Source organism: Rufibacter sp. LB8, assembly GCF_014876185.1.
Taxonomy (GTDB): Bacteria; Bacteroidota; Bacteroidia; order Cytophagales; family Hymenobacteraceae; genus Nibribacter.
In genome coordinates this window covers 1417820-1439335 of record NZ_JADALJ010000001.1, presented here as the reverse complement: position 1 = coordinate 1439335, position 21516 = coordinate 1417820, and the positions used below count along the sequence as shown (strand labels likewise).

Below are 21516 nucleotides of genomic sequence, written 5' to 3'. Positions count from 1 at the left end.
GCCCCAAAATTTTTAGTTTGTTTTGCCTGCAGTATCCCGTAACTTGCCCCTGTTAAATGTGCATTTAAACCTAATTGAACATGTCTAAGAAAATAAGAGTAGCCATCAACGGCTTCGGCCGCATAGGCCGTCTTACCTTTAAGACCCTGATTGAGCGCGAAAACGTGGAATTGGTCGCTATCAATGACCTGACTGACAACGCTACGTTGGCGCACTTACTGAAATATGACTCGGTACATGGCCGCTTCAACGGCACCGTGACCGCCGATGAGAACAGCATCACTGTGAACGGTCAGCGCATTGAGGTATACGCCGAGCGCGAGCCGAAGAACCTGCCTTGGGGCAAGCTGAACGTAGACGTGGTATTGGAGTCTACCGGCCGTTTTGTAGACGAGAAAGGCGCAGGTGGCCACTTAGAGGCTGGTGCCAAAAAAGTGGTAATTTCGGCCCCGGCCAAAGGCAACATCCCAACCGTGGTATTGGGCGTGAACGAGGAAATCTTGACGGGCAATGAAACCATTGTGTCTAACGCTTCCTGTACCACCAACTGCCTGGCGCCCATGGCGAAAGTGTTGGACGAGGCCTTCGGTATTGAGAAAGGCTACATCACCACAGTGCACGCGTACACCGCAGACCAGAACCTGCAAGATGCGCCGCACTCAGATTTACGCAGAGCCCGTGCGGCCGCGTATTCCATTGTGCCCACCTCAACCGGGGCTGCAAAAGCCGTAGGTTTGGTGTTGCCGCATTTGAACGGTAAACTAGACGGGATTGCCATGCGCGTGCCTATTCCGGATGGTTCTTTGACGGATTTAACAGTTATCCTGAAGAAAGAAGCCACCAAAGAGCAGATCAACGCCGCCATGAAAGCCGCCGCTGAAGGCCCAATGAAAGGCATTCTGGAATACACTGAGGATGAGATTGTGTCTATTGACATTGTGGGCAACACGCACTCGTGCATCTTTGACTCCGGCTTGACTTCGGCCAGCGGCACGTTGGTGAAAGTGGTGGGATGGTATGACAACGAGGCCGGATATTCTAACCGCGCCGCTGACTTAATTGAGCGTTTAGGCGCTTAATCTGGTAAAGAAATAATATTGCAAGTGGTGCTGCCGTCCGGTGGCACCACTTTTTTTGTGTATTTTTACCTGATGGCCGCTTGGGCTTCTCCTTTTACTGGCAAAACCAGTAGAACAGAAAAAACCAGCGTAGCCTTGAGCCCTGCGTGACCCGCGTTGTATGACAAATTCCACCCAACCAGAGAAAGCCTGTTTCATCCTTAACCCAAAGTCTGGGGTGAAGAGCAGCGTAGATGTGCCGGCGCTCATCCATGAAAAACTAGACACCACCCGTTGGACGCCTGAAATTGTCTTCACTGAACGGGCCGACCATGCGCCGGAACTAGCCCGGAAGGCCGCGGAGGCCGGTGCTAGGTTGGTGGTAGCCGTGGGCGGCGACGGGACCGTCAATGAAGTAGCCCGGGGTGTTTTGGGCACCTCAGCGGCGCTGGGTATTTTACCGAAGGGCTCCGGCAACGGGTTGGCGCGGCACCTGGGCATTCCGTTGGTCCTACCGCAGGCGCTGGAACTGCTGAACCAACCATCTTTCGGGAAGATAGACACCTGTAACATTAACGGCCATGCCTTTTTCTGCACGGCTGGTATTGGTTTTGACGGTCTTATCAGTTCTGTGTTCGCGAAGAGTGCCAAGCGCGGGCTCAGCAGTTACATTCAGTTGATCATCAGGGAGTTTACCAGCTTTTCGGCCAAGCCAGCTACGGTGCGGGTGAATGGCAAAGAACTGACCTCCGACTTTTTTGTGGTGGCGTTCGGGAATGCGTCACAGTACGGCAACAACGCCTACATTGCGCCCATGGCCAACATTCAGGACGGCTTGCTGGACATCTGTTTGATCAGGCACGTGGGCGTGGCAGAGGCCATTCAGTTGGGCTACGGACTGTTGACCAAGCAGATTGCCAATTCCAGCCTGGCCGAGTTCCACACCTGTTCCACCATTGAGGTGGAGAGCCCCGAAGCCCAGCATTTCCACGCCGATGGGGAATACATGGGCGAGGCCACTTCGTTTAACATTCAATTATCGCCGGCCTCTTTAGAAGTAGTGGCCCCCTTTTAAGTTACCGCCATGAGCAAAAACAAGAAACAGCGCGAGGGTATTGTCTTCTCCACCAACCCAGATTTTACCTATGATTACCAGCAGGACGAAGTGGTGCAAACCTTGCCGCCTCAGCAGCAGAACCTGCGCGTGCAGCTAGACAAAAAGTCCCGCGGCGGTAAACAAGTGACGTTAATTACGGGTTTTATTGGCCAGGACGAAGACCTGCAAACCTTAGGCAAAACCCTGAAAACCAAATGCGGGGTGGGCGGCAGCGCCAAAGAAAACGAAATCACCATTCAGGGCGACTTCCGGGACAAAGTGCTGCAACTGCTCCTGGACTTAGGCTACAAAGCCAAAAAAGCGGGCGGTTGATTTTGCAAGTGTTGCCGATTCCTGTTTTCGGGCTCATTTCTGGAAATGAGCCCGAAAACAGGAATTTTATTTTTGATTCTGCAGAAAGTTCAGAGCTTTTTCCATGTCCTGGGGCGTGTCAATTCCCAGCGTCTCTAAATCGGTTTCAGCGGTAATGATGGTGAAACCGTGCTCCAGCCAGCGTAACTGTTCCAGAGATTCGGCCTTCTCCAGCAGGGTAGGAGCCAGTTGGGTCAGTTGCGCCAGCACGCTGGTTCTGTAGCCGTAAATACCAATGTGCTTGAAATAACTGTGTTTCTCCAGCCATTCTTGTTGATCATACCCGCGCAAATACGGGATTGGGTGCCGACTGAAATATAAGGCCTGCTGCTGCGCGCCCAAGACTACTTTGGGACTGTTGGGGTTGAACAGTTCCTGCGCGTCTTTCACCTTTTTCACCAACGTGGCAATCTGCGCCGAGGGCAGCTGAAAACATGACAAGACTTTGTTGATCTGCTCCGGCTGAATGAAAGGTTCATCGCCCTGAATGTTCACCACCACGTCAAACTCCTGGGCCAGTTGGGTGTAGGCTTCATAGCAGCGGTCGGTGCCGCTTTGGTGGTCTGCAGAAGTCATGACCGCTTGCCCCCCGAAGGCCAGCACGTGTTCCAGAATGCGCGTATCATCGGTGGCCACCACCACATGTTGCAGGTTAGCTTTTTTCGCCTGGGCGTACACCCGCTCAATCATGGATTTTCCACCCAGGTCCACCAAAGGTTTGCCGGGGAAACGGGTAGACGCAAATCGGGCCGGAATGATGCCAAGTGCTTTCATGGGCGATTGATTATGATAACTGAATTTCGGGCTAAATTACGATTAAATCTTTGCCGCAGGACACATCTGGCTTCTGAGAAAAATCCGCCCTGCATAAAATCTTCCGCTTTGCTGAACATAAAAAAGGAGAACCAGCGTTTTTCCGTTTTCGGGCTCATTTCTGAAATTGAGCCCAAAAACGGAATGGTTCTTGCGCTGGAGGCGAATGTCGGCCCCGGAAAACCTAGAATTCAGGTTCCGGGAAACATTTACTTTTTAACCGAAGCCGACCAATAGGTAAGAGCCTTTTAAAAATGCTTTGTCTGGAGTTCTTAACTGGTTTTTTCTTTCGCTTTACGCAAACGATTGTAAGGAAATCAGGGGGCAGGACAGGCTTTGGGTGGAAGTAGGAATTGGGTTGTTTCATGAAAAATTTGGTAACTTACACCCTCTCTGGGATTTCGCCCGGAAATTGAGGCGCGTAAGGAAACGGTTCAACGGCTCTAAAAGGGTTCATGCATGCCGCAGGAAACCCTTTTTGGCGGCCTGAAACCGTAGATTTGTCTGGATTGCAAGTGCCTTACCATAGTTGAATTAAAAAATTGAGTGACCATGTTGAAGAAATTTGTGTTTGTGCTGGGTTGTGTATTGGTGTCTTATGGCGCTGCATCGGCGAGCACGGTGGCGGTGAGAGATTCTGTGGGCGTGAAAGTGCAGAACGGCAAAACGTACATCACCCATAAAGTGGAACCCAAAGAAACGCTGTACGCCTTGTCTAGGAAGTACGGCGTGCCGGTGGCCAAAATCACCGAGGTAAACAAAAACATTGAGAAGTCTTTGATAGTAGGCCAGTTGGTGTTGATTCCTATTCTGTCGAAAACGCCGGCGGCTACCGTGGCCAAGACGGCACAGGCCCCAGCCAACAAGCCCGCCGATGCGCCCGCCAGTACCCCAGCCGCCAACAGAACCTACGAGATTGATGACAAAGGCAACAAAAAGCATGAAGTGCAGCCGCGCCAGACGCTGTTTTCCATCTCAAGATTGCACGGCGTCACCGTAGATGACCTCAAGAAATGGAACAAACTCCCCGACAATACCGTGAGCGTAGGCCAGTCCCTGATTGTGGGTGTGGGCGCGAAAGCACCGGCCCAGGCGGCCGCCAAATCTAAGATTTACGTGCCCGAGAAAGACGATGCGGTAAGCGCCACCAAGGAAACTACGGTCGCTACCACCACCACGGCCACCACCAATCCGGTGACCACGGCTTCCACACCAATTACCGCCACCGTTAAGACTACCCCAGAACCTGCTAAAACAGAAACCTCAGAAGAGAAATCTGCCGGCAAGACCACTGAGTATGTGTCTAGGGTGAATGAAAGCGGCATGGCCGAACAAATTGACCAGAAAGCCGATGCCAATAAATTCCTGGCCCTTCATAAAACTGCTCCAGTGGGCACCATTATGGCCGTGAAAAATCCTCAGAACGACCAGACCGTGTACGTGCGCGTGATTGGCAAACTGCCTTCTACCGGCGACAATGACAAAGTGGTGGTGAAACTTTCCAAGAAAGCCTGCCAGCAGATTGGTGCGGTAGACAAGCGCTTCAGGGTTGAAGTGTCTTACATGCCATAGGCGTTTTACCCGTTATTTGAGATATAGAGGCAAAAAACGTAATCTTTGGATTTCGCTTTTTGCCTCTTTTCTGTTTCTGATTTTCCAAGGTTTGCACTCCGGATGGAATGCTCGTTTATAAACTATTTTCAACTGCCGTTATTGATGTCATTTTCTTTTGAACAGGTAAAAGCCTTGCTAGAAGACCGGTACCAGCGTTACAACACGCCCGCTTTTATTCCGCACGACCCGGTGTCTGTTCCGCATTTGTTCCAGCAGAAACAGGACATTGAGATTGCCGGTTTTTTTGCCGCTATTCTGGCCTGGGGGCAGCGCAAAACCATCATCAACAAATGCCATGAACTGCTCCAGCGCCTGGACAACGCGCCTTATCAGTTCATTACTCAGCACCATGACGAAGATTTAAAACAACTCCTCGGGTTTAAGCACCGCACCTTCAATGACACAGATTTATTGTATCTGGTCTATTTTTTCAAGTGGTTCTATGAACAGCATGACAGCCTGGAAGAAGCCTTTCTTGGAAACCCAGCTTCGCCAATCACTTGCCAGAAAGCGCGGCTGGAGCATTTCTACAACCTTGTATTCTCGCTGCCTGAAGCTCCTCACCGCACCCGCAAACACATTTCTACACCTGCTAAAAAATCTGCCTGCAAGCGTATTAATATGTATTTGCGTTGGATGGTGAGAAATGATGAAAGAGGAGTAGACTTCGGGATTTGGAACCGCATTCCTGCGGCAGATTTGATATGCCCTTGTGATGTTCACGTGCAGCGCGTGGCCCGCCGCCTGGGCTTGATTCAGCGTACCCAATCAGACTGGGCTATGGCCGAGGAACTGACCCAAAACCTCAGGCTTTTTGACCCAGATGACCCAGTTAAATATGATTACGCTTTGTTCGGGCTGGGCATTGAGGAGAAGTTTTAAAGGAATTAGGAAGTAGGAATTAATTTTTTCTTGACTTCCATCTAAATTTTCTGGTTCAAGTTTTCAACTTGGACCTATCCATGTCCTGAAGTTTCCAACTTCAGTTAGGCATCAGCCTCAAACCTCTTTATCAGAATGTAATGTGTAAAGCAATAACTTTTGAACTATTAAAGCTTAATCTATAAAATTATGTTAAGTTAAATTCATTCTTCCATTATAAATTTAATTCCTCCTCTTTGGAACAACAGGGGGCAGGAGCTTGTTCTGAAATGCTAGGCAAACCCGTTTTTGGGCTACATTTGTGAAATGGAAGCCAAAACGATTTCCTGAAAACGAACAACTGATAACTAATTACTACACTTGATATATCCATCTAATTTTGAGCAGAAGATTGGCTTCCAACAAATCAGGGAAATGCTGTCTGATGCCTGTTTGAGCCCGTTGGGCCGCCGGTTTGTGGAGCGCGTCCATTTTCTGGACCGTTTTGATTTGGTGCAGCGCCTGCTGCAGCAAGCCGATGAATTTGCACATATCCTGCGCTCCGGCGAAGACTTTCCGTCCAGCTACTATTTTGACGTCTCTGAGCACCTGAACCGGGCTTCTCTGGAAGGTGCGTTTCTGGAAGTGCGGGGCGTGTTTGAAATAAAAATGTCGTTGCGCGCCATCCGGCAGGCCCTGGGTTTCTTTGTGGAATCTGAGGAGAATGCCTACCCGGCCTTGAAAGCGCTTACCAAAGATGTGGAAGTGGACCGGCAACTGGTGGCTGCGCTGGAGAAATTGGTAGACGACAACGGCAACGTGAAAGAAGACGCCTCGCCGGAATTGCAGCGCGTGAAGCGGGACTTAATTGGACAGCAAACCGCCTTGCGCAAAACCATAAACAGCATTCTGCGCCACGCCAAAAATGAAGGCTGGACCCCTGGCGATGCCGAACCAACCGTCCGCGGTGGCCGCCTGGTGATTCCAGTGATTGCCGAGTTCAAGCGCCGCATCAAAGGCTTGATCCATGATGAATCGGCTACGGGCCAAACGGTGTACCTGGAACCTGAAAGTGTCTTTGAACTGAACAACGACATCAAGGACCTGGAAAACGCCTACCACCGCGAGTTAATCAGGTTGTTGACAGCCGTGACCAACCAGGTGCGGCATCATTTGCCATCGTTGAAAAGAGCCTACCAGTTTCTGGCTTTGCTGGATTTCATAAGGGCCAAAGCGGTGCTGGCCAATAGAATTGGTGCCTTGATGCCTACGCTGCACAAACGCCCCTTGTTGAAATGGAAAGATGCCCGGCACCCTATTTTGCACCTCACGTTGCAGGCGCAGGGCAAGAAAGCCGTTCCGTTGAGCCTGGAATTAGACCAGGAACAGCGCATTCTCTTGATTTCGGGCCCTAACGCCGGGGGTAAATCGGTGGCGATGAAAACGGTGGGTTTGCTGCAGTACATGCTCCAGTGCGGTTTGCTGATTCCGGTGGCTGAAAACTCAGAGGCAGGCTTGTTTGAAGACGTGTTCCTGGACATGGGCGACGAGCAATCCATTGAGAATGACCTCAGTACGTACAGTTCGCACCTGCAGAACATGAAGCAGTTTCAGCTGTTTGCCGGTAAGAAATCATTGGTTTTGATTGACGAGTTCGGGACGGGCACGGAGCCAGCCTTGGGCGGCGCCATTGCCGAAGCTGTGCTGGGACAACTGCATCAGCAACAGGTTTTTGGGGTTATCACCACGCACTATACCAATTTAAAGAACTTCGCGGAGAAGAATACGGGCATTGTGAACGGCGCTATGCGCTACAACCCGGCGCAGCTCCAGCCGCTGTACCAACTGGAGATTGGCAAACCAGGTTCTTCGTTTGCGCTGGAGATTGCCCGGAAAATCGGCCTGCCGAAAAATATTATTGACAAAGCGGGCACGTTGGTGGGCAAGGAGAAAATCAGGTATGACAAGCTGCTGGAACAACTAGAACAGGAGAAAACCGATTTAGAGGCGCTCAATGCTACCGTGGCTAAGCAGGAACGCAAGCTGAAGAAGGCCGTGGAAGAATACACCGCCCTCAAGCAGCACCTGGAAGAAAGCAAGCAAGACATCATCCGGACCGCCAAAGGCCAGGCCAAGTTGTTGCTCAAAGATGCCAACCAGCAGATTGAGAGCACCATTGAGCAGATTAAACGCAGCCAAGCCGACAAGGAACAAACCAAAGTAGCGCGGCAGGAATTAGATACCTTCAGAGAGAAACTAACGCCTGAGCCCAAGCCGGTCTTCAAGAAAGCGAACGGTTCTGTGAAAACCGGCCCTTTGCAAATTGGCGAGCGCGTGGCGTTGATTGGTCAGGACTCTGTGGGCGAATTGTTGGCCATTAAAGGCAAGACTGCTGAGGTGAGTTTTGGCGGCCTGAAAACCATTGTGAAGCTGGAAAAACTGGAGCGCCCTGACCCGACCATGGTGAAGGAGAAAGCCAAAAAGGAAAAGGAATTCCAGGTGGCCCAGAACCAAACTAAAGGCCTGGACGTGACCCAACGCATGGCTGACTTTGTGCATACCATTGACGTGCGCGGGAAATACGCCGAAGATGCCCTGACCACCATCATGAATTTCATGGATGATGCCATTATGCTAGGCATGCCCGAAGTGAAAATCATCCACGGTCGGGGAAACGGAATCCTGAAACAGGTGATCAGAGACTACGTGCGCACCCTGCGCGAAGTGGCCAGCGTGAGTGATGAAGCTGTTGAACGCGGCGGCGACGGGGCAAGTGTGATTGTGTTGAAGTAAATTCCGTTTTTGGGCTCGTTTTCAGAAATGAGCCCGAAAACGCAAATGAAAAGAGCCAGCTGTAAAAGCTGGCTCTTTTTGGTTTACAGGTTTTGCGATAACATCTCTAATTTCCATAGCGTCTTCAACAACATGCGTCCGCGGGCATTGATGGCTTTTCCGCCTTTGGCCATGTGTTGGTGAATAAGTTCCTCTACTTCGTGACGGAGCCAGGGGTGCCGCACCGAAATATCTGTGAGCGATTGCAAGCAGAATACTTTCACAAATTGATGGTCAATATGCTGAAGCCAGTGTTCTAGCCGTTCCACCACCAGCGCTACGTCTTCGTCGGGCCATTTTAGCAAGCCCATGATGGGTGGAATATGGAAGTAAAACGCTTTATCTAAGTCAGGTTTCGCCATCTGGTGCAAGATTTCTGGCTGAAAAGGCTGCAACCATTCAGGTTTCTGTTTGGCCACGGTTTCCAAGACGTGAGCCGTCCGGGACCGGAGAAGAGGAGGGGCGTGCGTTAACCCCGGCCACAGGGCAATAAGCAGTTCGGGGCCTTGTTGTAGTATGTAAGCAGCCACGTCGTCCGCAAAACCCTTGCCCACGGGTTTGCCTTCGCTTAGTTTTTGCAGTAGTTCCTGGGTGGTCTGCATGGCCGTTTTGTGGTTAAATAATGTTCACCTCCGGCGTGAGCGCAATGCCGAATTTGGCTTTCACTGAATCTATAATCTCGTAGGCCAAGGCCTTCACTTCATTTCCGGTGGCACCACCGTAGTTCACCAGCACTAGGGCCTGGTCTTTGTGCACGCCGTGCTGGCCCAAGACTTTCCCTTTCCAGCCGCACTGTTCAATCAGCCAGCCGGCCGGAACTTTCACCAATTCTTCACTCACGGGGTAACCGGGCAAATTTGCGTACTGCGTTTTCAGTTGCTCAAACAGGGCTTTCGGAATCTCGGGATTTTTGAAAAAAGAGCCGGCGTTTCCAATTTGAGCAGGATCCGGCAATTTGCTTCTTCTTATGTGGCACACGGCTTCACTAATGGCACGCAAACTCAGTTCCTTATCTTCTTTTGCTGACAGTACATCTGTAATAGCGCCGTAGGAGGTATTGTAGCGGTGGTTTTCACGGGTCAATTGGAGCGTAACCGAAGTGACGATGTATTTACCCTTGGCCTCGCGCTTGAAAATGCTTTCGCGGTAGCCAAACCCGCATTGCTCTTTGGTAAACGTATGCAGCTGGCCCGTGGCAATCTCCAAAGCCTCCAGAGAATGGAACGTGTCTTTCAGTTCTACACCATACGCGCCAATGTTCTGCAAAGGGGCTGCGCCCACCGTGCCCGGTATCAAAGACAGGTTCTCAATGCCTCCCAAATTCTGGTCAATGGTGTACAAAACCAGGTCATGCCAGGTCTCGCCGCTGCCCGCCGTCACCAGCACGTGCTCGCCTTCTGCGGTTTGCGTGATACCTTTGATTCTGTTCAGGAGCACCGCCGCAGTTACATCCTGGGTTAAAAGCACGTTGCTTCCGCCGCCCAAAACCAATAACGGAAGCTGTTGCACCTCAGGCTGTTGCAGTAAGGTTTTCAGTTCTTCCACCGAAGTGAATTCGGCCAAAAGGCTGGCAGTGGCGTCAATCCCGAAGGTGTTGTAGGCTTTCAACGAGGCGTTTCTCTGAATCTCCATGCGGTCATCTGATCTAAAGGCCAAAAGTACGCAAAGCCGCCCAAATGTTGGAAGGATTTTGTGTAGGCTCTCTTTTATCTGAATTGGGCAGAGGCTCAATACCTTGCGTCTTGCACGCATTCCAACATTTTTGCTTCATAGACGCAAGGCGCATAGCTTTCCGTCTCTACAGAATTTCCGTTTTCGGCTTCATTTTCAGAAACGAGCCCGAAAACGGAAATTCTAAGGTTTCTGCCAAGCGCGCCGTCATTCATTTTCACCTTGGCGTTTATTTGTTGAAATTGCGGCCCAAACAGTCGGTCGCACGGCGGCCCCACAAGCAGCAACCCATGGCAAAAGCAAAGGCTTCAGGAAATTTTAACATGACCGCCACCACCCTGGCCGGTTTAGAGGAAGTGTTGGCGCAGGAATTGCGTGATTTGGGCGCGCAGTACGTGAAAGTAGGCGTGCGCGCGGTCACCTTCAGCGGCAACCAATATTTGCTCTACCAAGCCAACCTTTGCTGCCGCACCGCCATCAGAATCCTCAAACCCTTCGCACAGTTCAAGGCCCGCGACGAGAAAGAACTGTACCTGAAGGTTCGAGAACAGGACTGGAGCCGGTTTCTGGATGTGAACCATACCTTTGCCATTAATGCAGTGGTGGCGCGCTCCACGTTTGAGCACTCTTTGTTTGTGGCGCAACTCACCAAAGACGCCATTGTGGACCAGTTCAGAGACGCCACCGGCCAGCGCCCCAGCGTAGACGTCACCACGCCCGACGTGCGCATTAACCTGCACATGCATGAGAATATCGTGACCCTGGCCCTGGACGCCTCCGGCGATTCCCTGCACCGCCGGGGCTACCGTCAGCAGACCAACGTGGCCCCGCTCAATGAAGTGCTGGCCGCTGGAATATTAATGCTGAGCGGTTGGGATAAGAATACGCCATTGTATGACCCCATGTGCGGGTCGGGTACGTTTCTGGCGGAGGCCGCCATGCTGGCCCACAATATCGCACCGGGTAAATTCCGGAAGGATTACGGCTTCATGCGCTGGCCAGATTATGACGCTGCTCTCCACCAACGCGTGATTCAAGACGAAGCCGCCAAAGAAGAACCAGACCATGAATTAGAAATATACGGCTCAGACATTGATCCTGACTTTGTGGAGGCCGCCTTCCAGAATCTGGAATATGCCGAACTGGAGCAATACGTGCGAATCAAAGAGCTCGACTTTAAAGATGCGGTCAAGCCACAGGAGCAAGGGTTATTGGTGATGAACCCGCCCTACGGCGAACGCATTGGGGAGGAATCTGAAATCAACGGCCTCTACAAAATGATTGGTGACACGCTTAAAAGCAATTTCCAGGATTGGGATGCCTGCCTTTTCACGGGTAACCTGGAAGCCGCCAAACACATTGGTCTTAAACCTTCGCGTAGAATTCCGCTATACAACGGGCCCATTGAATGCCGTTTGTTCAAATATGAGTTGTACCGCGGCAGCAGAAGAGAGAAAGAAACTTCTGAGGAAGCAGAGTAATAGTTTCCGTTTTCGGGCTCGTTTCCAGAAATGAGCCCGAAAACGGAAACTGCTTTACACTAGTTTAGATCTGCGGGCCAGCCAAACGCCAATCAAAATCAGGACAATTGGCCACAGGTAGCAAACCCCAACCAAGAGCGAGATAAACAGCTGCCATCCAGTTCCGAAGGCATTGTAAAACCGGCTTCCCAGGCCAACCCGCTCAGAGAAACTCAGGGGCACAATCTGGTAAATGCTCAATTTGATGGTACTGTAGCTGGTTTGGTCAGACATGTGCCGCAGGCGTGCATCGGCGCGTTCAATGTCTTCCCTGATTCGCTGCAGTTCATATTCCACCTTCATGATTTCCTCAATAGATTTGGCTTCTTTCAGGAGACTGATGAACCGTTCCTCCGTCAATTTTTTGGCTTTGATGCGGGCCGCCACATCCACCACTTCCAGGGTCACATCATCGGTGGAAAGGGTGCGGTAATCCAGTTTGGTGCTCTGCTTCTGAAGTTCCTCTAACAGTGTCAGAAACTGTTGCGGTTGTACCCTTATTTCAAAGTCGGTGGTTTGTTCATCACCAGCAATATTCTGGGCGGTATTGGTAATTAAGGCCTGATGCTTTTTAGCCGCCTGCTCAATGCGCTGGGTGCTGGTTTCCATGTTCTGCACCTGGAACCGCACCGAGGCGTTCTTGATAATCTTCTTTTCCGGGTTTGGCTCAGACGCTTCCTCAGATTTTGCATCAGTGGAGGCGGCGGCGTCTGTGGATTCCGTGGTAAATGGTTCCTCCTTAGCGCTGCACCCCATTAAGTTGGCAAGGCCAATCATGATCAGCAGGCGAAAGGCAGTGATTTTCAAGGTTTTCATAGGCATATGGTTTTAGCCTTAATGCCAGCAACCACCAATGGTAACCCTTGAAAACCAGATAATAAAACAGCACGAAGGTTCGTTTGCAGCCTATTTTTAAGAGATTAAATTTAGAAGCCGGAAATAAGAAAAGTGGGAAAACAAAAAGAGGAAGCACTTTTGGGAGCTTCCTCTTTCAATAAAAGATTTTCAGAAAATTTCTAGATTCTGGTAATCTGCGCGCCCAAGGCGTTCAAACGGCCGTCAATGTTTTGGTACCCGCGGTCAATCTGCTCAATGTTGTGGATCACGCTGCGGCCTTCCGCAGAAAGGGCAGCAATCAGCAAAGCCTGACCAGCTCTGATATCTGGGGAAGTCATGGAGATGCCCCGCAACGGTACTTGTTTGTTCTGGCCAATCACGGTGGCGCGATGCGGGTCACAAAGGATAATCTGGGCGCCCATGTCTATGAGTTTGTCCACGAAGAACAGGCGGCTCTCAAACATCTTCTGGTGAATGAGCACCGTTCCCTTGGCTTGCGTAGCTACAACTAATGCAATGCTGAGCAAATCTGGGGTAAAACCGGGCCAGGTGTGGTCAGAAACGGTCAAGATGCTGCCGTCAATGTAGGTGTCAATCTCGTAAGAATCCTGGGCCGGAATATAGATGTCATCGCCCCGGAATTCCATTTTAATGCCCAATCTCCGGAACGTGTCTGGGATCAAGCCCAACTCCATGATCTGGGCGTTTTTGATGGTGATTTCTGAACCCGTCATGCCTGCCAAACCAATGAAAGAGCCAATCTCAATCATATCTGGTAACATGCGGTGCTCGGTGCCGCCCAGGCTTTCCACGCCTTCAATGATGAGCAGGTTTGAGCCAATGCCGCTGATCTTCGCGCCCATGCGCACCAGCATCTTGCAAAGCTGTTGCAGATACGGCTCACAGGCGGCGTTGTAAATAGTGGTGATCCCTTCGGCCAGCACGGCGGCCATGGCAATGTTGGCGGTTCCGGTCACCGAGGCTTCGTCCAGCAGCATGTAGGTGCCTTTCAGGTTTTTGCCTTCCAGGTGGTAGAATGCGTCATTGGAGTCATAGGTGAACTTGGCGCCCAGTTTCTCAAACCCAATAAAGTGCGTGTCTAGCCTGCGACGGCCAATTTTGTCGCCGCCTGGCTTAGGCAACTTGGCCATCCCGAAGCGGGCCAATAATGGTCCAAGAATCATAACTGAGCCTCTGATGGCGCGGGCCTGCTCAATAAACGGCTGGGTAGTGAGGTAATCCAGATTGACGTTTTCGGCTTTGAAAATGTACGTGTCTGGCGCAGTCTGTTCTACAGAAACGCCCATGTCACGTAGCAACTCAATCAGTTTGTTGACATCCCGAATGTTGGGCACATTGGAGATAATGACCGGTTCCGGCGTTAAAAGTACGGCGCACAGAATCTGCAATGCTTCGTTTTTGGCCCCCTGCGGGGTAATTTCGCCTTTCAGGGGACGACCACCTATTACTTCAAAAGACGCCATGCGTTCTTACTTGTTCTTGTAGTTACGGTTGTTTTGATTCTTGTTCTGAGAACCCTTGTTGTTATTGTTCTTCTGGTTGTTCTGGTAGTTGTTGCCAGGCCCTTGCGGTGTTTTAATCACGCTCTCAAACAGGTTTCCTTTTTCCAGTAAAGCGGCATCAAGGTCCAGTTCGCCTTTAGAAAGATCGCGCAGGTTTTCCAGAATTACCTGGTCTGTCACGCTGTCTTTGTTGTAAGTGCGGTACAAGACTTTCATCAACTTCCCGATGGAGATAATAGCGGCTTCTTTTTCCTGGGGGTCATTGATCTGTTTGGCTTTGTCAATGAGGCGTTCCAGGTTGGTGCCATAGTGCATGAACCGTGGAGTTTGCGTTGGGTAGTCCACGCGTTGCGGCTTGTCATTGAGGTAGTCCATGGCGCTGAGCTGGAACGGCGCATCCACGTCCAGCTGACCGTCGGCCATTACGTACAAGTGGTTCCAGAGCGTTTGCTGGGCATCTTGTATGTCTTTCACGTTGGGGTTGAGGCGGCCCATGAGGTTCACCAGCAGCTGCGCCAGTTGGGTGCGCTTGGTACGGTCTTCCACGGTGAGAATGTACTGTACAATGTTCTGTACGTTACGGCCGTACTCCCTAAGCAAAAGCTCTTGTTTAAATGTAGAACTGGCTACCATGATTGTAGGATGAGATGCAAAGTCAAAATTAGGAAATTTTTAGGCGTATCAGGTATTGGGCAGCAAGTATCATGATAAAAGATTTCCTGTTTTTGGCTTCGTTTTAAGAAATGAAGCCAAAAACAGGAAAAATTATAATGAAAGGACGCCCAACTTGCTACCTGATACCTGATACTTGCTACCAGTTACGCATGTATGCGCAACTTAGCGAAGCTCAGGAGCAGGGTTTTCTCGCCCACGCCCTCAAAGTTGATGATGGCCTTGGTGGAGTTGCCCTGGGTGTCCATCTTGGCCACAGTGCCAAACCCGAACTTAGGATGCTCTACGCGCATGCCCGCCTGTAGGTTAGACGTGTCGCTGGGGGTGAAGTCAGTGGGGGGCGTGTAATTTGGGGCCACCGTGGGTTTCCGGGGCGGCGTGATTAAATTGCTTACCGGCGTTTTACGCTGCAAGATTTTCTCAACCGGACCGCGTTCCTCCCCGAACTTAAAGTTTAGGTAGGTGGGGTCAATCTCGTCAATGAACCGGCTTTTCTCGGCGGCTCTCAGGTTACCCCACTGGTAGCGGCTGGTGGCGTAGGAGAGGGTCAGTTTTTTCTCGGCGCGGGTGATGGCCACGTAGAACAAACGGCGTTCTTCCTCCAAATCTGCGCGCGAGGTGATCATCATCTGGCTGGGGAACAGATTTTCTTCCATGCCCACAATGAACACGTTCCGGAACTCCAGACCTTTGGCCGAGTGAATGGTCATCATGGTCACGTACTCGCCTTCGTCTTCTTTCTTGGTGTCCGCGTCGGTGAGCAGCGCAATATCCTGCAGGAACGAGGCCAACGATTGATCTTCCTTCTCCGGGTCATCCACAAACTCCTTGATGGCATTCAGCAATTCCTGAATGTTCTCGTAGCGCGCTAAGCCTTCCACCGATTTATCGGAGTATAAATCATCTACCAAGCCAGAATGTTTGGCAATGTACGTAGCGGCCTCAAACGCGTCTTTCTGCTCCGCCATCACTGCGAAGCTCTTGATCTTAGTGGCGAAGTCCTGAATGGCCTGACCTGCTCTGCCGCCCAACAACAAATTGGCGTTGCTGGTCACTTCCCAAAGGCTGTGGTCGGTCTCGTTGGCGGCCACAATCAGTTTTTCTATGGTGGTGTCACCGATGCCGCGCTTGGGATAATTGATCACGCGGCGCAGCGCCTGTTCGTCATTGTGGTTGATGGCCAGGCGCAGGTAAGAGATTAAATCCTTGATTTCCTTGCGCTGGTAGAAAGACAGGCCGCCCACAATCCGGTACTTGATGTTCATCTTCCGAAGCGCTTCTTCCATGGCCCGGCTTTGGGCGTTGGTGCGGTAGAGAATCGCAAAATCTTCATACGACAAATGGTGGTTCATCTTCTCCTCAAAGATGGCGTGCGCCACCAGTTTGCCTTCCTCGTTGTCTGAACTGGCCTTAATCACATCCACCAAATTGCCTTCCTCGTTTTCAGAGAAAACATCTTTGCGCAACTGGGCTTTGTTGTTTTTGATAACACTGTTCGCCGCCTTTACAATGTGCTGGGTGCTGCGGTAGTTCTGCTCCAGTTTAAAGACTTCCAACTCTGGGTAGTCTTTCTCAAAGTTCAAGATATTGGTAATATCCGCGCCGCGGAAGGCGTAGATACTTTGCGCGTCATCGCCCACCACACAAATGTTCCGGTCTTTGGCGGCCAGTTTGCGGGTAATCAGGTATTGGCTGTAGTTGGTATCTTGGTACTCATCTACCATCACGTACTTGAAGATGTGCTGGTATTTGTTCAACACGTCCACATGGTCGCGGAACAAGACGTTGGTGTTAAACAATAAATCGTCAAAGTCCATGGCGCCGGCCCTAAAGCAGCGCTCCGCATAGGTCTTGAAAATCTGCCCAATCTTGGGTCTTAACGCGGCCTCATCATCGGCTTGAATAGCGGGGTCGCGCAGGTATTGGGCCACGGAAATCAACTTATTCTTCGCCGCCGAAATTCGTCCCAAGACCATGTTGGCTTTGTAGAGTTTGTCGTCCAGGTTCATCTCCTTCACAATGTTCCGGATCAACGTTTTGGAGTCGTCAGAATCATAGATGGTGAAGTGGCTGGGATAACCGATTTTCTGGGCCTCGGCCCGCAGGATGCGCGAGAAAACCGAGTGAAACGTACCCATCCAAAGGTTTTTGGCCTCAGGGCCCACCACTTTTTCAATACGCGTCCGCATTTCTTTGGCGGCCCGGTTGGTAAAGGTGAGCGAGAGAATATTGAACGGGTCCACGCCCTTCTGCAGCAAATGCGCAATGCGGTAGGTGAGCACTCTGGTTTTGCCGGAACCCGCCCCGGCAATAATCATACACGGGCCTTCAGTATTTAAAACAGCAGCGCGCTGTGAGTCATTCAGGAGTTTAAGATAATCCATCAATCTGTATGTTCTTGCTATCTGGAGAGGAACACAAAATTACGCAATTAAGTGGCAAGTAGGAGCGCCAATTTTTGACAGGCGCGCAGGCCGATTCCATCCTTTCGTGTGTGGTCTGAAGAGGTATTTGTAGGGCTTTCCGTTTTGGGGCTCATTTCTGGAAATGAGGCCGAAAACGGAAAATCTTCCGTTGAAAATCCTTCAATTGATGGCGAGCAGTTTTTAAAAATCTTGTAAAAGGTAGTTGGCTCCTTTGAAACGAGGCCAAATTTGCCCAATTTGGGCATACAACCATCTGCGGTGGCCTCAGAATCAAGAATATGATTCGGCCAGTTGCACCAACGGAGCAGGCTTCTCCCATTTTTTTTGGTCGCTCCACAGCCCTGACAAAGCTGCCAACACAGACCTTCAGACAGACCAGAACACCATGGAATATTTCAAGAACGCCCACATCACCATTAGCTATGACCCCGCGAGGCAACTAGTGCAGACCCGGTGGAAGGGTTTTGTGAACAGCGAGGAATACCGCGAGATTCTGGGCGTTTACCTCAACCTAATCAAAGTAAAACCGGTGACCCGCTGGCTAGCCGACAACACCCACGCCAAGGCCATCAGGCCCGCTGACCAGGAATGGACCGCGCAGGAATGGGTGCCCCGGTTTTCTGAGGCCGGCGGCGTGAAGCGCATGGCCGTGATTCTGTCCACAGATATTTTCAACAAAATGGCCGTGGAGAATATAGTGCAGAAGGGCGGCATGGACATTGCTTTTGACACCCATTATTTTGACAATGAAGAAGACGCCCTGGCCTGGGTAATGCAGGATTAGCGGTTTTGGGGCTCATTTCCAGAAACGAGCCCCAAAACGGCATGCCCCTACGTATTTCCTGAGGTTTTGCGCCCGAACTTAAATAGCGGTACTTTTGTCTTCTTGTTTGAAATTCCCATTAGATGATAGTCCTGCAAAACACCGTCCTTTCAGACGATCTCAAAGATAAATTTTTTGTCTGTAACCTTGACAAATGCAAAGGCGCCTGCTGCGTGGAAGGCGACTTGGGCGCACCCCTGGAGCAAGAAGAACTGGCTATTCTTGAGGAGGTGTATGATCATGTAAAACCCTACATGTCCCCGGAAGGCGTGGCCGCCGTGGAAACCCAAGGTCTGTACGTGGAGGAATTCTCCGGCGATTTCAGCACCACCACCATTGGCAACCGCGAGTGCGCCTACGCCATCTATGACGAAAACCTGACGTTGAAGTGTGCCATTGAAGCCGCGTACCTAGACGGAAAAATCTCCTGGAAAAAACCCATCTCCTGCCACTTGTACCCCATCAGAATTACCAAATATGACGGGTTTGAAGCACTGAACTATGACCGCTGGGAAATCTGCAACCCAGCCTGTTCTTTCGGGCTGGAGTTGGGCGTGCCGGTCTACAAATTCCTGCGCGAACCGTTAATCAGACGCTACGGCGAGGCTTGGTTCCAGGAATTGGATGAAATGGTGACCGCAGAAAGCAGCGCCAAAGTGTAGAGACGCAATACCTTGCGTCTTCCACGCATTGCTAAACAGCTATTCTAAAGAGTAAGAGACGCAATAATTAGCGTCTATCCATCCAATTGCGGTTTTTGGGCTCAATTCCATAAATGAAGCCAAAAACGGAAGTCTTATACAAACAGAAAGAGCAGCCTTTGGGCTGCTCTTTCTGTTTGTATAAGGTTCTAAAATCTAAAACTGCGTGAAATCATAGCTGTCCAAATAGCTGGTGGTGAAGTTTCCGGACTTGAAACCTTCGTCTTCCATCATAGCCAGGTGGAACGGAATGGTGGTTTTGATGCCCTCAATCACGAATTCGCTTAAGGCACGCTTCATCTTCACAATGGCTTCCTCCCGGGTCTGCGCGCTCACAATCAACTTGGCGATCATGGAGTCATAGTTGGCCGGAATGGTGTAGCCCGCATATACGTGGGTGTCTACGCGCACGCCGTGACCGCCCGGTATGTGCAAGACATTGATTTTACCAGGGCTAGGACGGAAACCGTTCTTTGGGTCTTCGGCGTTAATGCGGCACTCAATGGCATGCATCTGCGGATAGTAGTTCTTGCCCGAGATAGGAATACCAGCCGCTACTTTAATCTGCTCCTTGATCAAGTCATAGTTTACCACTTCCTCAGTGATGGGGTGCTCCACCTGAATACGGGTGTTCATCTCCATGAAGTAGAAGTCTTTGTGCTTGTCAACCAAAAACTCGATGGTACCCACACCTTCATAGTTGATGGCGCTGGCACCGGCAATGGCCGCCTGACCCATCCGCTCGCGCAGATCATCATCAATAAACGGCGAAGGTGTTTCTTCAATCAGTTTCTGGTGACGGCGCTGAATGCTGCAATCACGCTCAGAAAGGTGACAGACTTTTCCGTACTGGTCGCCTACAATCTGGATTTCAATGTGACGGGGTTCCTCCACAAATTTCTCCAAATACATACCGTCATTCCCGAAGGCGGCCTTGGCTTCCTGGCGGGCATCATTCCAGGCTTTGTCAAACTCATCGGCAGATTTGATGATGCGCATTCCGCGCCCACCACCACCTGCCGTGGCTTTAATAATCACCGGATATTTGATTTTAGCGGCCAGTTTCTTTCCTTGTTCGGCAGAAGACAAAAGTCCCTCAGAACCCGGAATGGTAGGCACGCCGGCCTTTTTCATGTACTCCTTCGCCGACGACTTGTCACCCATGGAGTTGATCATCTCCGGGGAGGCACCAATGAACTTGATTCCGTTTTCAGCGCAGATTCTGGAGAATTCCGCGTTTTCTGACAGGAACCCGTAGCCCGGGTGAATAGCGTCTGCGTTGGTAATTTCCGCGGCAGCAATCAGGTTGGGCATGTTCAGGTAAGACTGCGAGCTGGGCGCAGGCCCAATGCACACCGCCTCATCCGCGAAGCGCACGTGCAAACTTTCTTTGTCAGCGGTAGAATACACGGCTACCGTCTTAATGCCCATCTCTTTGCACGTCCTGATGATGCGGAGTGCAATTTCGCCACGGTTGGCAATTAGTATTTTTTTGAACACTTTCTTTTAATTAAAAATTAAGAATTAGGAATTAAGAATTACTAGAAGAATTAGAACAGGCGTACCCATTCATAATTCATAATTCATAATTTTCAATTGTTCTAGCTTGGGTCTACCAAGAAAAGCGGCTGGTCATATTCCACCGGGGAAGAATTGTCTACCAGTACTTTCACAATGCGGCCAGAAACCTCAGATTCAATCTCGTTGAACAGTTTCATGGCTTCAATGATACAGATGACCTGTCCTTTCTTCACCTCGTCGCCCACGTTCACGAATGACGGCGATTCTGGGTTGGCCGAACGGTACAATGTACCAATCATAGGCGCTTTGATGGTGATGTATTTGGCGCTGTCATCTGCCGGAGGAGCAGGGGCGGTTGGGGCTGCAGGCGCGGCCTGCGGGGCCGGAGCTGCAACTGGCAATGCTGCTGGGGCAGCGGGTGCGGCTTGCATGGGCGAAGAAGAGTACTTCACCTTTTGGCTTGCTTCGCGCTGTACAGAGATTTTGAACTCCTCTGTCTCAATGTCAACTTTGTTCAGGCCTGATTTCGCGATGAAATCAATCAGTTCTTGGATTTCCTTAGCTTTCATAGTTCTATTTTACTCGTTCGGCGTAAGTATAGGTACGCGTGTCTACCTTTATTTTTTCGTCTTGGCCAATGAAGAGCGGCACCGAGATGGTGGCACCGGTTTCAACCGTGGCTGGTTTTGAGGCGTTGGTGGCAGTGTCACCTTTTATGCCTGGTTCTGTGTAGGTGATGGTCAGTTCTACATACGTAGGAAGTTCCGCCGTGAGTGGTGTCTCTGTCTCGGCGTGAAACAAGATAGTCACTTCCTGGCCTTCTTTCATTAAATCTGCGAACGGCACCATTTTCTCCTGCAAGGTCACCTGCTCAAAATTCTCCATGTTCATGAAGTTGTAGCCGTAGTCATCTTTGAAGATGTACTGGTGCAGGCGCTGCTCCACCCGCGCGGTGGTCACTTTTATGCCGGCGGTAAAGGTATTGTCCACCACTTTACCGGTCTTGATGTTTTTCAGTTTGGTCCGGACGAAAGCTGGGCCCTTGCCTGGTTTCACGTGCTGAAACTCAGTAATGATCCATAGGTCGCCGTTAAATTCAATGCAAAGCCCGTTGCGAAAATCAGCGGTGGTTGCCATAATGTGTCGTTCGTTTCGGTTTAAGATGCCTGCCGGGAT

The 21516-nt window shown here is 50.8% G+C and carries 19 protein-coding genes; 9 read left to right on the top strand and 10 right to left on the bottom strand.

The window, feature by feature from the left end:
• Nucleotides 1-80: 80 nt before the first annotated feature.
• From gap to IMY23_RS06200, 3 genes are all read left to right on the top strand, one after another.
• Nucleotides 81-1079: a type I glyceraldehyde-3-phosphate dehydrogenase gene (gene gap, locus IMY23_RS06210; RefSeq protein ID WP_192821256.1), complete on the top strand. Its 999-nt coding sequence runs from the start codon at nt 81-83 to the stop codon at nt 1077-1079.
• Nucleotides 1080-1239: 160 nt separating this feature from the next.
• On the top strand, nt 1240-2133 hold the full coding sequence (locus IMY23_RS06205; protein ID WP_192821255.1) for a diacylglycerol kinase family protein: 894 nt from the start codon (nt 1240-1242) through the stop codon (nt 2131-2133).
• Between the two features lie 9 nt (nt 2134-2142).
• On the top strand, nt 2143-2487 hold the full coding sequence (locus IMY23_RS06200) for a translation initiation factor (protein WP_192821254.1): 345 nt from the start codon (nt 2143-2145) through the stop codon (nt 2485-2487).
• Between the two features lie 66 nt (nt 2488-2553).
• On the opposite strand, the gene kdsB is transcribed toward IMY23_RS06200, so the two are convergent.
• A complete protein-coding gene (gene kdsB / locus IMY23_RS06195) occupies nt 2554-3300 on the bottom strand; it encodes a 3-deoxy-manno-octulosonate cytidylyltransferase (RefSeq protein WP_192821253.1) in 747 nt (248 codons plus the stop codon).
• Between the two features lie 591 nt (nt 3301-3891).
• On the opposite strand from kdsB, the gene IMY23_RS06190 reads away from it, so the two are divergent.
• The 3 genes from IMY23_RS06190 to IMY23_RS06180 all read left to right on the top strand — a co-directional run bounded on the left by IMY23_RS06190 (nt 3892) and on the right by IMY23_RS06180 (nt 8607).
• A complete protein-coding gene (locus IMY23_RS06190) occupies nt 3892-4911 on the top strand; it encodes a LysM peptidoglycan-binding domain-containing protein (protein WP_225986424.1) in 1020 nt (339 codons plus the stop codon).
• Nucleotides 4912-5055: 144 nt separating this feature from the next.
• Nucleotides 5056-5835, top strand: a complete 780-nt coding sequence (locus tag IMY23_RS06185) for a TIGR02757 family protein (RefSeq protein WP_192821252.1) — start codon at nt 5056-5058, stop codon at nt 5833-5835.
• A gap of 360 nt (nt 5836-6195) precedes the next feature.
• Nucleotides 6196-8607, top strand: coding sequence for an endonuclease MutS2 (locus IMY23_RS06180; RefSeq protein ID WP_192821251.1), 2412 nt, complete (start codon nt 6196-6198; stop codon nt 8605-8607).
• 83 nt (nt 8608-8690) lie between these two features.
• Here IMY23_RS06180 and IMY23_RS06175 read toward each other — a convergent pair whose 3' ends face one another.
• Nucleotides 8691-9248 (bottom strand): hypothetical protein, encoded by a 558-nt coding sequence (locus tag IMY23_RS06175; protein WP_192821250.1) that lies wholly within the window; start codon nt 9246-9248, stop codon nt 8691-8693.
• Nucleotides 9249-9261: 13 nt separating this feature from the next.
• The gene (gene murB, locus IMY23_RS06170) at nt 9262-10278 is read right to left on the bottom strand and encodes a UDP-N-acetylmuramate dehydrogenase (RefSeq protein WP_192821249.1); all 1017 of its coding nucleotides are present in this window, start codon (nt 10276-10278) and stop codon (nt 9262-9264) included.
• Nucleotides 10279-10607: 329 nt separating this feature from the next.
• Here murB and IMY23_RS06165 point away from each other — a divergent pair, with 329 nt between their 5' ends.
• Complete coding sequence (locus tag IMY23_RS06165) at nt 10608-11798, top strand: class I SAM-dependent RNA methyltransferase (protein ID WP_192821248.1); 1191 nt, start codon at nt 10608-10610, stop codon at nt 11796-11798.
• Nucleotides 11799-11852: 54 nt separating this feature from the next.
• Here IMY23_RS06165 and IMY23_RS06160 read toward each other — a convergent pair whose 3' ends face one another.
• The 4 genes from IMY23_RS06160 to IMY23_RS06145 all read right to left on the bottom strand — a co-directional run bounded on the left by IMY23_RS06160 (nt 11853) and on the right by IMY23_RS06145 (nt 17253).
• Nucleotides 11853-12653, bottom strand: a complete 801-nt coding sequence (locus IMY23_RS06160) for a DUF4349 domain-containing protein (RefSeq protein ID WP_192821247.1) — start codon at nt 12651-12653, stop codon at nt 11853-11855.
• Nucleotides 12654-12853: 200 nt separating this feature from the next.
• A complete protein-coding gene (gene murA / locus IMY23_RS06155) occupies nt 12854-14158 on the bottom strand; it encodes a UDP-N-acetylglucosamine 1-carboxyvinyltransferase (protein WP_192821246.1) in 1305 nt (434 codons plus the stop codon).
• A gap of 6 nt (nt 14159-14164) precedes the next feature.
• Nucleotides 14165-14830 carry a DUF4290 domain-containing protein gene (locus IMY23_RS06150; RefSeq protein ID WP_192821245.1) on the bottom strand — a complete coding sequence of 222 codons (666 nt, stop codon included), beginning with the start codon at nt 14828-14830 and terminating at the stop codon, nt 14165-14167.
• A gap of 185 nt (nt 14831-15015) precedes the next feature.
• Nucleotides 15016-17253, bottom strand: coding sequence for an ATP-dependent helicase (locus IMY23_RS06145; RefSeq protein ID WP_192821244.1), 2238 nt, complete (start codon nt 17251-17253; stop codon nt 15016-15018).
• Between the two features lie 427 nt (nt 17254-17680).
• Here IMY23_RS06145 and IMY23_RS06140 point away from each other — a divergent pair, with 427 nt between their 5' ends.
• The gene (locus IMY23_RS06140) at nt 17681-18079 is read left to right on the top strand and encodes an STAS/SEC14 domain-containing protein (RefSeq protein ID WP_192821243.1); all 399 of its coding nucleotides are present in this window, start codon (nt 17681-17683) and stop codon (nt 18077-18079) included.
• 122 nt (nt 18080-18201) lie between these two features.
• Nucleotides 18202-18780, top strand: a complete 579-nt coding sequence (locus IMY23_RS06135; RefSeq protein ID WP_192821242.1) for a DUF3109 family protein — start codon at nt 18202-18204, stop codon at nt 18778-18780.
• 195 nt (nt 18781-18975) lie between these two features.
• Here the strand turns inward: IMY23_RS06135 and accC are convergent, their stop codons facing one another.
• From accC to efp, 3 genes are all read right to left on the bottom strand, one after another.
• A complete protein-coding gene (gene accC, locus IMY23_RS06130; RefSeq protein WP_192821241.1) occupies nt 18976-20319 on the bottom strand; it encodes an acetyl-CoA carboxylase biotin carboxylase subunit in 1344 nt (447 codons plus the stop codon).
• A gap of 101 nt (nt 20320-20420) precedes the next feature.
• Nucleotides 20421-20909 (bottom strand): acetyl-CoA carboxylase biotin carboxyl carrier protein, encoded by a 489-nt coding sequence (gene accB, locus IMY23_RS06125; protein WP_192821240.1) that lies wholly within the window; start codon nt 20907-20909, stop codon nt 20421-20423.
• Between the two features lie 4 nt (nt 20910-20913).
• The gene (gene efp, locus IMY23_RS06120) at nt 20914-21477 is read right to left on the bottom strand and encodes an elongation factor P (protein WP_192821239.1); all 564 of its coding nucleotides are present in this window, start codon (nt 21475-21477) and stop codon (nt 20914-20916) included.
• Between the last annotated feature and the right edge of the window lie 39 nt (nt 21478-21516).